Consider the following 15,534-nt stretch of genomic DNA (forward strand, 5'->3'; position numbering starts at 1 on the left):
GGTACTTGGGTGGGATTGCTATCAGGCATGGATGAAAAAAAGCATGCAGAAACCTGCATCGGCGCAAAGCGTCGAAGTTCAATAACGTCGGAAATCCCTGTCTTAGTGTTCTTGGGCGGCCCGTCTGCCCCAATGGCAGACGTAGTTCGAGTACGTGCTTGTGCTTAGTGCGGGAAAAACGTGGTTTGGTTTATTCGAACAATCGCTCCTTCAGAGGTAGAAGAGCGGCGCCGATGGCCGAGGTATCGCCATTGGTTTCAGTCAATACCAGCTTGGGCCGATCCGGGCCCACGCCGTAGCGATGGATATCGACGAATCGCACGCGCTCGATCAACATGCGCCCCAGCGGCAGCGGTAATTGCCCGCCGAACACGATGGCTTCCGGATCGAACAAGCCGGTCATGGCGTTGACAGTGCGATTCAGCGCCGGCAGTGTGCGTTGAATCCAGCTTTCCACACCCGGCCATGTCGGATCGAAACGCTGGCGCAAATCTTCCACTGAGTCGATCGCGATACCGTTGGCGCGCAATTCGGTCATCAGCGAACTCAGCGTGGGTCGATGCGCGGCTTCCTCCGGTGTGAACAAGGTGAGTTCACCCGCATTGCCATGCGTGCCGAACAGCGGCTTGCCGCCGACGACCATGCCGGCACCGAAGCCATAGTTGAAAGAGAGATAGGCGAAGTTCTGCGCCCACAGTCCGGCGCCGAGCAGGCTCTCGCCAATCGCTGCCGTGGTCGCATTGTTTTCGAGCCAAACTGGCAAATGCAACGCCTCCTCCAGGATCGGCACCAGATCGATCAGCGACCAATCCTGCAAGGGCTCGGGCGCGTTCATCTGACGTCGCCCGGCGACGAAAAATCCACCGATCGCCACGCCGACACCGACCAGTTTTTCGCGCGATACGCCATTGCGCGCGAGGATGCGCTCCAGTGCGTCGCCGATGGCCGTCAGCGATGCGTTACGGTGCGTGGGCGGGGTCCGGATATGTACTTCTTCCAGGATGTGGCAGCTCAGGTCAGCCAGGCACAGCGTGATGGAATCGGTGTTGATGGAGATGCCGGCGGTATATGCCGCTTCACGCACCAGCTCGATGCGCGGACTAGGCTGGCCACGACCATTGCGGATGGTGGCACCTGCGCGCAGCAGCCCGCGCGCTATCAACTGCTCGACCAGGCGATGCACCGATTGCTGCACCATATCGGTTTCGGCGGCGATGGCTGCTCGCGCCATCGTGCCATGGCGGCGGACGATATTGAGGATCAATCGCTCGCTAGGAGATAGCAAAAGACCGTCGTTTTTTTTCGGCACGGCAGGCTTTGATAGTGAGGCCGTCTTTCCCCCCCTTTTCGCGTTCATGGATTTGCTTCACTCTTGGACATATAGGCGTGACCATCGCAACATTCGCCGCTCAATTTCGACCACAGAGGTCCGGCTACACGCATTAGCGGCTCGGTACCCACAGCAATACGCACACCGCGACGGCGGGTGGTGTAGTCCGCATCGACAATAAGACCTGCCTCGCGACACAACACCATGCCTGCCGCAACGTCCCAGAGATTGGTGTAGTCCTCGAAATAACCATCGACATGCCCTAGTGCCGCAAACCCCATACCAATAGTGGCGCAGCGATAGCCTGTGACGGACCAGCGACGGCGTTTGAGTTCGGCCTCAAGCGCCGCGGATTGTGTGGTTGCCCACATTGGATTGGTACCGATGGCGGCGATGCGGACATCGGGAAACGGAACCTTGCGCTCTATCTGCACGCCATTGAGGAAAAAGCCCAGGCCTGCGCCGGCGGCGACGGTCATGTCCAAAGCCGGATAACGAATCGCTCCGATCACCGGAATGGTGTCGGCTATGTAGGCCACTGCGACGCCCCATAGCGGTGAGCCGCGGAGAAAATTACCGGTGCCATCGATCGGATCGACAACCCAGGCATGCGCACACAGTTCACCGCCCAGTTCCTCGCCGACCACTGCCTCACCTGGAAAGTGCGTGTCAATTTCATCGCGCACAAATCGCTCGACAGTAGTGTCAGCGTCGCTTGCGAAGTCCATCAATCCTTTGTACGTGGTTGTCAGTTGTTCACGTTCGGAAAAATAGCGGCGAGCAATATCGCCGCCTTTCTCGACAAGGGTAATGGCAGCCTGCAGACGCGCATATAAATCAATCAAGGTTGACATCCTTCTGCCAAAAAAGAAGCGGGTCGGGTGCTGTATGGTTCGATGCGTTCGCCACTGATAGCGTCGAAACAGCAGATGGCCTGTGATGAAAAGCTCAGGCGGAGTGTTTCACCCCGGACATAAGTGCGCGTACCGCTGTAGGTAACCAGGACACGCTGCTGTCCGATACGAGCATAGATGACCCGATGACTCCCCAAGTCTTCGGCTGCCTCTACGACGGCCGCCATGCCGCGTGGATCATCGAGATCGATGGCTTCCGGTCGGATACCGATCATCACGGCGGCCGATGAATTCGCCTTGATGGCGGCAGGGAAACAGCCGCCGCCGTCGACGACTATGTCGTGGCCTTCATGGCGCGCGGTCAGCAGATTCATCGGGGGCGTTCCAATGAAACCAGCGACAAAGGTCGTGCGTGGCTGGTGGTAAAGCGCCATCGGTGTGCCCGCTTGTTCGACGAGTCCGTTATTCAGCAGCACGATATGGTCGGCCAATGTCATCGCCTCGGTCTGGTCGTGGGTAACGAAGATGGTCGTCGCACCAATCTCATCATGCAGGCGGCGTAGCTCGATGCGCATCTCTTGACGCAATTTGGCATCGAGGTTCGATAACGGCTCGTCAAACAGCAGCACACGCTGTCGTCGCGCGATGGCACGGCCGATAGCTACCCGCTGGCGTTGGCCGCCAGAGAGCTGAGCGGGGCGACGATCCAGAAGCGCGCCAAGCCCCAATAATTCGGCGGCCTCACCGATTCGGCGTTCACGTTCTTTACGGTCCAATCCGGCCAGTTTGAGGGCATAGCCGATGTTGTCGCTCACGCTCATGTGCGGATACAGCGCGTAGTTCTGAAACACCATCGCGCAACCACGGTGCTGGGGCGGGGTGCGGGTGACGTCAGCGCCGCCGATATGCACCGTGCCGCGATCGGCCTCTTCCAGGCCAGCAATCGACCGTAGCAGCGTGGATTTGCCGCAACCGGAAGGCCCCAGCACAACGGTGAATTGTCCCGCCGCAAAATCGATGTCGAGGTCGTTCATGACCACACGGCTGCCAAAGCGCTTCGATAGCCCTTGGACGCGAATCGCTGCAGCGCTCATTTGCCTATCCCCGTCACGCCGCGTACAAACCAGCGTTGCGTCAGCCCCATCACGAACAGCGGCGGCGCAAGTGCAATCAACGCCGCCGCCATGACCAGATTCCATTCCGGAGGCTGGCCGGTCTCAGTCGGCAGAAACGTGGCAATACCCAGCGAAATGGTGCGCATGTCAGGTCGGCTGGTAGCGACGAGAGGCCACATATAATCCTTCCAGGTGCCAAGAAAAACGATGGTGCCAAGGGCTGCGAAATTGGCCTTGGACAGCGGTAACAGGATGTCGATGAAGAAGCGAATCGGGCCCGCGCCGTCCATCCGCGCAGCCTCCGAAAGTTCGGTCGGCACGGTGAGGTAGAACTGGCGGAACAAGAAGGTGCCCGTAGCTGAGGCCATCAAAGGCAAGGACAGGCCGGCGTAACTGTCGAGCAGATTTATCGACACCGACAGATGTAGTCCGGTAACGGCAGCGATCAGCCTGCGAAGCGGCTCGAACAGATCGGATGCCACCGCGTAAGTCGGCACGATGCGCACTTCCAACGGCAACAACAGTGTGACGAATGTGCCCCAGAACACCACATGCCGGATGCGTGAGCGGAAATACACCACGGCGAAAGCACTGGTAGAGGCCAATGCCAATTTGCCGGTTACGACGATCAGCGACACCACGCAGCTGTTGAAAAGCATAGTTCCGATGCGTGCATCGCGCATAACGATACGCAGGTTTTCCCAGAGATGGCTGCCTGGCAGCAAAGCCAATCCATGAACAAGAATCTGCCGGCTCGTTACCGAAGCCGAACACAACGCGAGATAGATGGGTCCCAGTGCAAAGACCAAACCCACAACCAGCAAGATCAAGGTGGTGGTTTTCAATAGCGGGTGACGTTCGACCATGCTCAGCCCTCCTGCCGTGCGCGGCGTTCGAAAACAAAGAACTGGACGAAGCATGCCGCGAACACCAGCAGCATAAGCATCATCGACAAGGCGGAAGAGCCCGAGAGATCGAGGCCAATGAAGCCATCCGTATAAATCTTATAGGCCAAGATGTTCGTCGCGCGCCCGGGACCGCCTTGCGTCATCGTGTCGACGATCGCGAAACTGTTGGTGAAGGATTCGATCAGGTTGATGGTGGCCACAAAGAACAGTTGTGGCTTGAGCATCGGCAATTGGATATCGATAAAGCGGCGTACAGGATCCGCGCCATCGATCGCGGCGGCAGCCAGATACTCCGCAGGAATTGCTCGCAGCGCCGCCACGAAAACGATGAAGTTGAACGGTATCTGCGTCCAGGCAAAAGCGAACACGACCATCAGCATGGACTGCGTTCCGTTGAGATAGGGCTGCCAGAAGCCAGGCCATAACGTATTGAGATAGCCCAGTGGTCCGATGCTGGGACTGGCGGCGACTTTCAGAATGACGCCTAGTACAGAGCCAGCTACTGCATAGGGCCAGATAAGTAGGTAGCGGAACAATCCGCCGGTGCGACGGTGTAACTCCACCATGGCGGCCAAGAACAGTGCAACGGCTATGGACAGGCTGACGCCAAACGCGGCGAAGAGGGCTGTGGTACGTAGTGCCGCATAGAAACTGCTGTCCGTGAGTTCGCGGGTGTAGTTGCCCAGGCCGACGAACGTCGAGCAGTTGCCGAATGGGCACACGAGGTGCAAAGACCACCAGAACGCTTTGAGCGTTGGCCAATAGAAGAACAGGGCGATCAGCACGAGTTGTGGTAAACCCAGTGCCAAGGGGATCCAATGGCCATGGAAGCGTGCACTGGACTTCATGGCCCGTCCTCTGCGCGCGGCGCGTCTATGTAGGTCGTCTGGAAACGCTCAAGCAGACGATTGCCGCGTACCTGGGCATGCTCCAGCGCAGTATCCATGGTTTCTTTGCCGCCTAGTGCACGCTGCACTTCGTCCTGCCAGATCAGTCGGAACAAGGGCGTGAAACCCAATCGCGTGCCGGCGTTATAATCGTTGTTCGGTAGTTCCAAGGAAGCGAGTCCCTCGCGGATCGCATCGGGCTCTGCGTCCGGTGCGGTGGTAAGGATTTCTTCTGCTTCGTGGGTCAGCGGCAGATAACCCGTGCGCCGTGCGAACATGAGTTGCTGTCGAGGGTCATGTAAATAAGCGAGGAACCTGGCTACAGCCGGATAGACAGAAGCACTCTGTCCTTTGAGTACCCACAGCGATGAGCCGCCGATCGTGGTGCCGTAACGCTTGGTACCTGCGTAGACAGGAAGCAGGCCAACTTCGGCATCGACTAGTCCCGCTTTTTTCACGATGGCATAGGCACCCGTCGCATCGACCGACATCGCACATTCGCCGTCGGCAAACGCCAAGGTCTGGTCGTTGGCGCGCGTCATGATCGCGGGTACGAGCAGCCCTCGTGAGTACCAGCGGGCTACGTCATTCATGAAACGCCGATGCACGCCGTCGGCAAACTCATAACGTGCTTGAAGCCCTTCATGACCGTTATTGGCGCTTGCGATGGGCGCTCCCTGCACGGCATTGATTTGTTCAAGCATCTTCCATGGCGTGTAGTCGGACACAGCAGGACAACTTTTTCCGTGCGCGTGTAGTGCTTCCATCGCCGCTTCGAAAGCTTCCCAAGTTTGCGGGAGGTGGTCCACACCGACTGCCGTCAATTTTTGCCGATTGGCATAAAGCACTAGCGTCGATGCACTGAACGGCTGCGAGAGCAGACGTCCATTCTCTGTTGCATAAAACCGCCGAATACCCTTGAGGTAATCCGATGCATCAATGGGGTGACCCATGGCTTGCATCAGCGTGTCGACCGGATAAACGGCGCCACTCAGCAGCATGTCGGCGCTACCGATATCGTAGATTTCAACGAGCGCTGGCTGGCGACCGGCCCGATAGGCAGCCACCGTCTTGCGCAAGGTCTGTTCGTAGGTGCCTTGCGGGAAACAGTGAACATGATCCTGCAGTGATGCCGCATTGAAGTTCGCGCACATCGATTCGATGGCTTGCGCGTAAATCCCGCCGTGCGCATACCAGAAGTCAAAATCCGCTGCAGCACACGTCGCCGCCGGGGCTGCGGCTACTAAAGCCGACAGCACCCAAGCGAGGATGCGTGCGCCAGCGCTGGACTTCATGCGGGGTGCTCCTGACGCAGCAGCAAAAACTGATTGTCGAAGCAGTGCATATCGTTGAACGTACAGAACTCCGGCGCGCCCAGCGTGATGGTGCCGACGTGTTCTGCTAGCTCGCTATAAAGCGTGCTGTTGAAATCCAGAGCCTGCTTCACCGCCTCCAGGCTCATCGGTTTGATGAGATAGGAAAGCGTTATATGAAACACATAATGATCATGGTTAGGACTGTGGATACCCAAGCACTTCGACAGGCGATCGCGTAAGTCACGAATCTTGCGTACCTCCTCGGCATCAGTTGGGACCAGCGTCACCATGCCGATACCTCTCTGCTCGGCAGCCTCGGCGATCCGCATGCGAAAAAATGGCTCGCCGCCAAGGTCAAAGGCGCGCAATCGCCTCGCCATGAAGCGCGTACATTCGGCCAGAGTGGTATTCAGCGGCAACTCGATTGGCCATTGCTCCCTCGATCGAGGCTGATCCACCACGCCTTCGAACACCGTCATGTGATAGCTCTCCGGCGGCAGCATGGTCACACAATCGGCGAACGGGCCGGCCTTGATCCGATCGCGCACCTCGACCAAGCCATCCGATAACGGTGTGAACAACGGGACGTGGCAAATAAGCGTATTGCCTGGATGGCGCAGCACGTTGCCATGCGCATCGAACTTGAGATTGAGGTGGCTAAGCGGCTGATGGAGCTTGTCAAGCATTCTCAGAAAACCTCAAAGCGAATGCGGCGCGTACGTCAAAATGCGGCCGATGGAGAAGGCGTCCTTCGGCCGATCATGCGCGAGCTGTTTCGCGCGGCCGCCGGTGTAGAAATCGATGCCGCAGAGATTATCACTCATTGTGTGTCATATTTTTTACAATCTCTCGCTCAAGCTAATAGTCTCAATTTGACGTCGTTCTGTCTCCAAAAAGACCTGTATAAATGGGAAAATTTGCCGTAGGTAAGGAATCGTCCGCGTGCGAAGGCATGTTATCGAGATCTAAATAAGTCAGTTTGCGTGCAATTAACTAACTTTATGAGTAGTATTTTTCGGCGCAACCGGCGCTGACTTCTTGCGAGCGAACGACATGGCTTTCCGTCTGGAGGACCGTTGGGTTTGGGATTTCTGGATGGTCCAGGAGGGCGCACGGACACACCTTTTTTTCCTGCAGGCGCCCAAGTCGCTAGACGATCCCAATCAACGCCATTGGCATGTGTCGATCGGTCATGCCGTGGCGGAGGATTTGCTGCATTGGACCGAGGTCGGCACGGCGCTACGTCCCGCGCTGATGTCGGCCTGGGATGACTACACCACGTGGACCGGTTCGGTCGTGCGCTCGCCGCAGGGCAAGTGGCTGATGTTCTATACCGGTACCAGTCGTGCGGAAGAGGGGGTGATTCAACGGATTGGTGTGGCGGCTTCGGATGATCTGCATCAATGGGAACGCTTGCACGACAATCCCGTGCTCGAAGCCGATGGCACGCTTTACGAAACGTTGGACCGTGAACTTTGGTATGAGGAGGCTTGCCGCGATCCCTGGGTCTTCGAAGATCCGGACGGTGATGGCTGGCATATGGTGTTCACCGCTCGCGAAGCCGTTGGGCCGGGCAGCGGCCGCGGTGTTATCGCTCATGCCGTATCGAAGGATTTGCAGCACTGGTCGCTGCGTCCGCCGTTGTTTCGATCCGGCCTATTCGGACATATGGAAGTACCGCAAATCTTCGAGCTGGAAGGGCGCTGGTATTGCCTGTTCTGCACAGGAACAACCGCAAGTGCCGATACGCAAACACCTGACTCGGCATCGACGCCCGTGATCGGCACGCATTACCTGATCGCCGATCATCCGCTCGGTGAATGGCGTCTCGCAGCGGGCGATTTTTTGGTGGGCGATGCGCTGGGACGGCTGTATGCCGGCCGCGTGATGTGTGCTCAAGACGGCTCGCTGCAATTCATGGCGTTTCTCAAAAACGATCAGGATGGCCGTTTCGTTGGCGATCTCACCGATCCCATGCCCGTCGTCGTGGATGGCGATGGATTCTTGCAGGTTGACGCCAGCGCTTATGGCATCGTGAAAAAATGATCTGTATGCGTGTTGATTTCAATGCGCGATGCAGATGATCGTTTTGATCATCCCTTTTGGGGCTCCGAGTACGACGTAATGGAAGTCATGAAGTGCAAGGGAAGACTTGATGCGCCAAGCTCAAGGCCCGACTTGGCATTTTGCGACACGATAATCTCCGGCACACTCAAGCCTTCAGGGATCGCACGCGGCAACTGCTCACGCAACATACGCGCGATATGTGTGAAGACAGAGATTGGCAGCAGGCCATTCAATACGATCGCCTCGATATCGAGGATGACGCTCAATTGGCGCGAAAGGTCGAGCAGATAAGGTCCCACTCGCTCAATCCATTCCATGATCAAACCATCGGGGATATGCGACTGGGCAAGATCACGCATGAGTTGTGGTGGTTTTGTCATCCGGTCGGCGAGGAAAAGCAATAAGTCGCGGCCAGAGGGTCTTGGTTCTCCATACGGATATAGCCCGCCAAATTCGGCAGCACGTCCTAACGTACCTCGATAAGGACGGCGCTCCAGGATCAGTCCGCCACCGATACCGTAGGCGATGTGGATAGCCGCGAAATTGCGCAGCCGCTGGCCTGCACCAAAATACATATCGGCCAAAGCGGCGGCTTTGGAACTGTTTTCCAGCCAGCAAGGAAACCCCAGCGCCTGTTGGAAGTGGGTGGGAATATCGAGTTGCTTCCATGCGCTGTACTCCTCCGGAAAGGAATGCATGCCCGTAAGCTTCAAGCCCGTACCGTATTCACCCATGGTGGTGCCTGGCATGCAGATACCGGCACCAAGCACACGATCGCGTGGAACATTGGCCTCGATAAGCAACCGATCGAGCATGGTTGCCGAAAGATTCGCCACAACGGTCGGGTCGGCTTCTGCGAGATTGTGCGCAGCGCTCGCACGCAGATTGCCTTCGAAATCGGTGATGCAGGCCGACAGGTATTCCGATTGCACCGCGATGCCGACAGCGAAGGCGCCATCCGGATTGAGCTTGATCAGCTGTGCCGGTTTGCCACGTTGGCCATCGCGCACCTTGTGCAGCTCCAGCAACAGCTGATTGTCCGAGAGCACCTGAGTCAAGCGGGTCAGGCTTGGCGTGGTCAAGGCGGTCATACGTGCCAGGCCCGCACGTGACATCGGCCCGTTGCTGCGCAACAGGTCCAGGATCCGCCGTTCGTTGTAACCCAGGTTACTGTCCATCGTCATCCTGATATTTATCTACATAATGTATTTAAATCTTCCTACTTTTGCCATGGAAGCGCTGAGATGACAAGATTTTGGCACGAAATGACTGTCATCAAGTCGAAAAATTACGAAGATAAGCTAGTTAAAGTAACTAAATAGCACACCGTTGCTTTGGCTTCTGACTTTTGGGGATAACCATGACCAGGCTTGCTACCCGTACGCTGCTTCGACGAACCCTGTTTGCAGCGGCCATCTTGAGCGCTCTTAGCCCCGCTTGGGCGCAAGAGGCAGCTCCTGAAAACACCAACTCACCGAGCAATACGGCGAAGGATAAGAACCCGTCGACTTCGACAGCAAACCAGAGCAATGCCAAGAGTCTGGAACAGGTCGTCGTTACCGGCAACGCGGCGCTGAGTGGCGTCAAGAAACTCGATGCCAGTTACTCGATCACGACACTCACCGCAGACCAGATCAGTCAGGCCAATGTGACCAGTGCCAACGATCTGCTCAAAGCTTCGCCTGGCGTGCACGTGGAATCATCGGGTGGCCAGACTGGTGCCAATATCGAGGTGGCCGGTTTTCCGGGCAGCGGTGGTTCGCCATACGTCACCATCGGGCTTCAGGGTGTACCGTTCTACCCCATGTCCGGACTGGGCGATCTGGAGCAAGGCTCGCTGCTTCGCCTGGATGACACCGTTGAGCGCGCAGAGCTTGTCCAAGGCGGCCCGGCCGTGTTGTACGGCAGCGCCCAGCCGGGCCTGTTTGCCAATTTCATCCTGAAGCAAGGCACCGATGTACCGCGTGGCGATGTTGGTCTCACCGTGGGTTCGGAAGGGATGGAACGCATCGATGGCTTTGTGGGATTTCCGCTCGCCAAGGACAGTGATTGGTATGGCAGCGCCGGTGGATTCTTCCGGCAATCCGATGGCGTGCGTGATCCGCAATTCACCGCTGACAAAGGTGGTCAGTTGACGGCCACACTGACGCGTGACTGGGATAACGGCTCATTGATGTTCTTTGCTCGCTATCTCAACGACAAAAACCAGTTCGTCACCGATACGCCGATTCTCAATCCGAGTCGCGGTCAGTTCGACGCCTACCCGGGGTTTAGTCCGCTAACGGGCACGATGGGTAGCAGGGCAGATCAATATGAATTTCTGCAGACCACGCCTTGCTACACATCGGGCTGCACACCGGGCGGCAAGTCAGTAAATCTGGCCAACGGCCGTGGTCCAGACGTGTTCTTTACCGGCGCCAATTTTGATTGGGATTTTGGCAATGGCTGGTCGATTTCCGACAAGTTGGGTTTCAACGGTGGCACGATGAGCGTGCTTGCATTCTTTAGCACCGGCAACAACCCGATGCCGTTATCCACTTACATTGCGCATGCCGAAACCGCCGACCACCTGCCGGCCAGCTTGTTGGCTACCGCAACGTATACGACGGGCGGTGCAGCTAACATGAATCAGAATGTGGTGACGCAGGAACTTCGCGACATATCACAGCAGTTCCATGTGGTCAGCAATGAGTTCCACGTCAGCAAGGAACTTTTTGAAGGCAACACCCTGACGCTCGGCAATTACACCACTACCTACACCTCCAATGAACTGGCCATTCAAGGCAGCGATATGCTGCTGCAGGCCAAAAGCAATCCAACGCCTATTGCCGTCAACCTGAGCAACGGCGCGCAAACGTGGCAGCTTGCTAGTCCGCAAGGTTTCACCAGCGGCCCTACGACAGCCATCCATTTGCTTGGTACCGGCTTCAACACGGCGTTCTTTCTAAGTGATAGCTGGAAGGCTGGAAACTGGCTCTTTGACGCCGGCGTTCGCGACGAATATCAGTATGTAAAAGTCAATCAGGCCAACACCGCCACGGGCGACCTGGATGATGATCCGTACACGCTGTACAACAACAACTCGCGCTATCAGGCAGCCGGAAGCCATAACCTTTACGAAGGCAAGATAGCGCCCTCATGGACGATCGGCGCCAACTACGAGTTCAACAGCAACATGAGCGCCTATGTGCGCTTGAATGATGGCGTGCACTTCCCAGCTTTTACCGACTTTATAAGCTTCTCCAGCATGCCGGTGGAAAAAGTCCACAACATGGAGGCAGGCTTCAAGTTCCAGGATTCCTGGATTTATGCCGACGTGTCGGTTTATCGCCGGTTGTTCGATGACGTACCCAACAGCCTTTTGGTCGCCGTAGGCGACACGACAGAAACGGTCTCATACCTCTACGGTTCCGAGGCAAAGGGCATCAATTTCGATACGACCATCAAGCCGTTTGAGCATTTCTCGATCGCGTTGTCAGGTGACTATCAGGATTCGCATTACACCGGTAGCAACGGCTGTTATACCTATCAAGGCGCGACGACCCAGGTGGTGTGTAGTCCCAAGAATGATTTCGATGGCTATCAGTTGGCACGGCAGCCAACGTTCCAAGCTCGCCTGACTCCAGCCTACACATTACCTACCAGTTGGGGTTCGCTATCTGCATGGCTCACCTATGAATATATCGGTAGCCATTACAGCGATCAGCAGGAACTGCAGCCACTCGGTCACTACTACGATCTCGCGTTTGGCGTGGTGGCTGATGTGGGCGATCGGTGGGAATACCGGCTGCAGGGAACTAACGTCACCAACCAGATTGGCCTGACGGAAGGCAATGCCCGCATCCTCGGCACGGCCAGCACGGGTGGGGTCATTCTGGCTCGCTCCATCGAGGGGCGAGAAGTCAATTTTCAAGTGAAGTACAAATTCTGACAGGCTGGCTATTCCCACAGTTTGTTATAGGTCCTGCGCACCTATCCAAGCGAATGTTTTGGGGTGCGTTGGATTCGGGGAGTGCCAAAAGTAGCGAGGATATGGTGGATATGGTGGATATGGTGGATATGGTGGATATGGTGGATCGAGCACGACGCAACTTTCTTGTTAGAAATTCGGTTGGATATGCGGGTGTGGTGACGGCCGGGTTATGGAGTCGTGTAGGGGCTGCGCAAAACCGTCAAAGTGCGATGAACTGTTTGGCCTCTCCGCCAGCTGTGCCGCGGGATGTCGGGCCGGGCGAAAAATTCAGTGTCGATGGAGCGGCGCAGCCTTATCCGGGAAATACCATCATTTGCCCGATTGCCGAATCCAATCCGGCGCTCGACGAACTATGCGCGGCCTATGAAGAATTACGGACTAACACACGTGCCGGAAATCTGGCATGGCTTCCACCCAGTTCATACCATTCGACCATTTTCGATGGGGCAACAAACGCGAACCGCAGACCCGGCGACTGGCCGCAGATGCTGCCGTTGAATGCAAGCATGGACGAATGCAATCGCGACGTGGCTGACCGCTTGCAGCATATGAGCGCAGGCATCGCTGCGCCCATTCGCATGGTGGTGGATATGGATGAAGTAGAGAATATCCCGGCCGGCGTGTTGCTGAAACCAGTCGATGCAGCGGAAAACCGCCGACTGCGGAAATTACGCGACGCAATTTCCCTGGCAACGGGCATCCGGCATGCCAATCATGATGACTACCGATTCCACACAAGCTTCGCGTATTACGTGCGTTTGTTTTCGCCGGCTGCGGAGGCGAGCTATCGATCCTCCTACGTGAAGATGTTGCATAGACTCAACAAAAAGCTGCCTGTCATTGAATTAGGTTCGCCGGAGTATTGCGTGTTCCAGGACATGCTTGCCTATCAAACACAGTTTGCTCTGAAGAACGTCTAAAGCGGCCGACGTCATTGCAGGAGAAACCCGACTTTAGCTGGCTGGAATTGACGAGAGCATCGCAAATTTGGAAAACATGAATCGTCGTACGCGATTTCATAATTGTTGCTGATCTTTTGACATCGCAGGATGCGCCAGATCGATGCTGGGGGCATCGCAAACAATCGCTGGATAAAGGCAGGCTCAGAGCTCTTCGGACCGAGGCCGTGCTTCTTGATGCATTGGCTTGTCGCGTGAAGCCCCTAGACATCTTCATTTGAGAAATCTAGGTAGGGGACAAGCAGATGAAGCACGTTGTCGGTCTCGGCAATAACGGTCGTTGGCTGAGAGAAAAGCCTGGCCAGGGCGAGCCCGCTAGAAAGCGACTCGTGGTGATCCTTGGCATCGCGCTGGCTGCTACCAGCGTCGACGCATTCGCACAGGTCACGGCACCCAGCGCCGGTGGTGACATCACCAACCTGGTCACAGCAAATGACGACATTTCGTTGCAGGGCGGCAACTACACCATCAACCTGCCGACCGGCGTCACTACCTACAGCGGCGTCATCTCGGGTACGGGAACGCTAACGGTCGATTCGCCCAATGGGGCCTCGACGCTCGTCCTTACCCAGACACCGACCTATACGCTGCCCGCCGCGCAAAAGACGCAGACCACCAGCTACGACTACGTCAATTCTCTCCCCGTCACTTACGACGGCCTGACCAGCCCGAACGTCTTCCATGGCGGCGTCACCGTCGTCAACAATCCCGACCCTGTCTCGCTGACGATCGGCAACAACACCACGCTGCAGCTGGGCAATGCCACCGCCAATGCCGTGACGTTGAACAACAATATTCTCGACAACGGCACGTTACTGATGGAGGAGGGTAGCCTCACCAACGAGAGCCAGGTCATTTCGCTGGGCGGAACGGTGAGCGGTAGCGGCGGCATTACGGTGCTCAGTCCAGGCACCAACGGCGGCCTACGCCTGTTTGGCGTGAACACTTTTACGGGACCTTCGCTCTACCTGCTGGACGGCGCCAACATCGGCTCCGACCATATGTATGGAAGCACCCCAGATACGAGTTTTATTGTCATCAAGACTTCGTATCTGCCGGCCACACCCGTGCCGGTAATGGGCCTGCCGGGCCAGGTCGATATTACGCAGAATATCTGGGAAGTCGGTTACGAAAACGACATCAATCTCAATGGCTCCCCCGGTCTCATCATGTTTCGCGGGGTCTACAGCTACAGCGACTCCGGCGACGATAACCACCCGAGCCTATCCAATGCCAAGCTGAATTTCACAACGCTGAAAGGTAATGCCTCCGAACGCGGGGTAAACATCGGAGGAACGATCGTGCAGTTCGGCGACGGTACCACCAGCACGATGTTCATCTCCGGCAATGCGTATAACAGCTACATCAACCTAGACAACAACGGCATTCTCGGGTTCGACTACAACGGCACGACCACGCTCAATACCGCGATTGGTGGCGGCCCCTACTCGAATTCGCTCAGCACGACCGGCCTCGGCTACGTTGTCATCACGGGCAACGCGTCCAACGCCAACCACGTGATTTTTACCCAGGGCGAGTATTACAACGGCCTCACCCAAATCGATGCCGGCACCGTCTTGCAACTTGGCGACGGTACGCAAGGCGATGCCAGCGGCACGCCGGGTCAGGTCGGCTATTACAACAGTTCCGGCGGCAACAGCAGCTTGCTCACTGCCGACAGCGCCAACGGTTTGAGCACCGATCGCATCACGGACAACGGCACACTGATTGTCGACAACACGGCTGGTGCCGTGGATGGCATCACCGCCGTCTCGCTCTCCAATATCAGCGGTAGCGGTTCGCTGCAACAGATCGGCAACCTGCCGCTCACCCTGCTTGCCAACACCACATACACCGGCGCCACGACGATCGGTGCCGGCAGCACGCTGTATCTCGGCACTAACAGCAGTGGCGTTGCCGGCAGTATCGCCTCCAGCAGCGGTGTCGCTCTGACCGGTACCGGTGCCACGCTGGATATCTCCCAGGCGACCGCGGAGACATTGCAGGATCTCAGCGGTGCAGCTGGAAGTATCGTTGCTCTCGGCAGTCATGCCTTGACCGTCGGCACCGCGGACTCCACGGTGTTTGCTGGCGCCATCACGGATGGCGGCATCGGCGGTGGCAG

Annotated in this window: 12 protein-coding genes and 1 pseudogene; 5 read left to right on the forward strand and 8 right to left on the reverse strand. The window is 56.9% G+C overall.

Features of this window, described 5'->3' with window-relative positions:
• Positions 1-190 precede the first annotated feature (190 nt).
• Genes HDE80_RS21570 through HDE80_RS21600 form a run of 7 tightly spaced genes read right to left on the reverse strand, consistent with a single transcriptional unit; the run spans position 191 to position 7,096 of the window.
• The gene (locus tag HDE80_RS21570) at positions 191-1,309 is read right to left on the reverse strand and encodes an ROK family transcriptional regulator (RefSeq protein ID WP_221437769.1); all 1,119 of its coding nucleotides are present in this window, start codon (positions 1,307-1,309) and stop codon (positions 191-193) included.
• A 44-nt stretch (positions 1,310-1,353) separates the two neighbouring features.
• Positions 1,354-2,175, reverse strand: a complete 822-nt coding sequence (locus HDE80_RS21575) for an inositol monophosphatase family protein (RefSeq protein WP_221437770.1) — start codon at positions 2,173-2,175, stop codon at positions 1,354-1,356.
• The gene (gene ugpC, locus HDE80_RS21580) at positions 2,172-3,278 is read right to left on the reverse strand and encodes a sn-glycerol-3-phosphate ABC transporter ATP-binding protein UgpC (RefSeq protein ID WP_184674326.1); all 1,107 of its coding nucleotides are present in this window, start codon (positions 3,276-3,278) and stop codon (positions 2,172-2,174) included. The genes HDE80_RS21575 and ugpC overlap by 4 nt, the downstream gene beginning before the upstream one ends.
• On the reverse strand, positions 3,275-4,165 hold the full coding sequence (locus HDE80_RS21585; protein WP_184674328.1) for an ABC transporter permease subunit: 891 nt from the start codon (positions 4,163-4,165) through the stop codon (positions 3,275-3,277). Before HDE80_RS21585 ends, ugpC begins: the two co-directional genes overlap by 4 nt.
• A gap of 2 nt (positions 4,166-4,167) precedes the next feature.
• Complete coding sequence (locus HDE80_RS21590) at positions 4,168-5,055, reverse strand: sugar ABC transporter permease (protein ID WP_184674330.1); 888 nt, start codon at positions 5,053-5,055, stop codon at positions 4,168-4,170.
• Entirely contained in the window at positions 5,052-6,389 is a 1,338-nt protein-coding gene (locus HDE80_RS21595) for an extracellular solute-binding protein (RefSeq protein WP_184674332.1), read from the reverse strand. Before HDE80_RS21595 ends, HDE80_RS21590 begins: the two co-directional genes overlap by 4 nt.
• A complete protein-coding gene (locus tag HDE80_RS21600) occupies positions 6,386-7,096 on the reverse strand; it encodes a DUF1868 domain-containing protein (RefSeq protein WP_184674334.1) in 711 nt (236 codons plus the stop codon). Before HDE80_RS21600 ends, HDE80_RS21595 begins: the two co-directional genes overlap by 4 nt.
• On the opposite strand from HDE80_RS21600, the gene HDE80_RS21605 reads away from it, so the two are divergent.
• Together HDE80_RS21605 and HDE80_RS21610 are read left to right on the forward strand one after the other, a co-directional pair.
• Complete coding sequence (locus tag HDE80_RS21605; protein WP_184674358.1) at positions 7,040-7,336, forward strand: hypothetical protein; 297 nt, start codon at positions 7,040-7,042, stop codon at positions 7,334-7,336. The two genes, HDE80_RS21600 and HDE80_RS21605, sit on opposite strands and share 57 nt — an antisense overlap.
• Before the next feature lie 127 nt (positions 7,337-7,463).
• Positions 7,464-8,456, forward strand: coding sequence for a glycoside hydrolase family 68 protein (locus tag HDE80_RS21610; protein WP_184674336.1), 993 nt, complete (start codon positions 7,464-7,466; stop codon positions 8,454-8,456).
• Positions 8,457-8,503: 47 nt separating this feature from the next.
• Here HDE80_RS21610 and HDE80_RS21615 read toward each other — a convergent pair whose 3' ends face one another.
• Positions 8,504-9,655, reverse strand: a complete 1,152-nt coding sequence (locus HDE80_RS21615) for an ROK family transcriptional regulator (protein ID WP_184674338.1) — start codon at positions 9,653-9,655, stop codon at positions 8,504-8,506.
• A gap of 182 nt (positions 9,656-9,837) precedes the next feature.
• On the opposite strand from HDE80_RS21615, the gene HDE80_RS21620 reads away from it, so the two are divergent.
• The 3 genes and pseudogenes from HDE80_RS21620 to HDE80_RS21630 all read left to right on the forward strand — a co-directional run.
• The gene (locus HDE80_RS21620; protein WP_184674339.1) at positions 9,838-12,408 is read left to right on the forward strand and encodes a TonB-dependent receptor; all 2,571 of its coding nucleotides are present in this window, start codon (positions 9,838-9,840) and stop codon (positions 12,406-12,408) included.
• 110 nt (positions 12,409-12,518) lie between these two features.
• The gene (locus HDE80_RS21625) at positions 12,519-13,370 is read left to right on the forward strand and encodes a DUF1868 domain-containing protein (protein ID WP_255484080.1); all 852 of its coding nucleotides are present in this window, start codon (positions 12,519-12,521) and stop codon (positions 13,368-13,370) included.
• A gap of 284 nt (positions 13,371-13,654) precedes the next feature.
• A pseudogene (locus tag HDE80_RS21630) lies at positions 13,655-15,534 on the forward strand (hypothetical protein); the annotation flags it as partial.

Source organism: Rhodanobacter sp. A1T4, assembly GCF_014207185.1.
Classification (GTDB): domain Bacteria; phylum Pseudomonadota; class Gammaproteobacteria; order Xanthomonadales; family Rhodanobacteraceae; genus Rhodanobacter.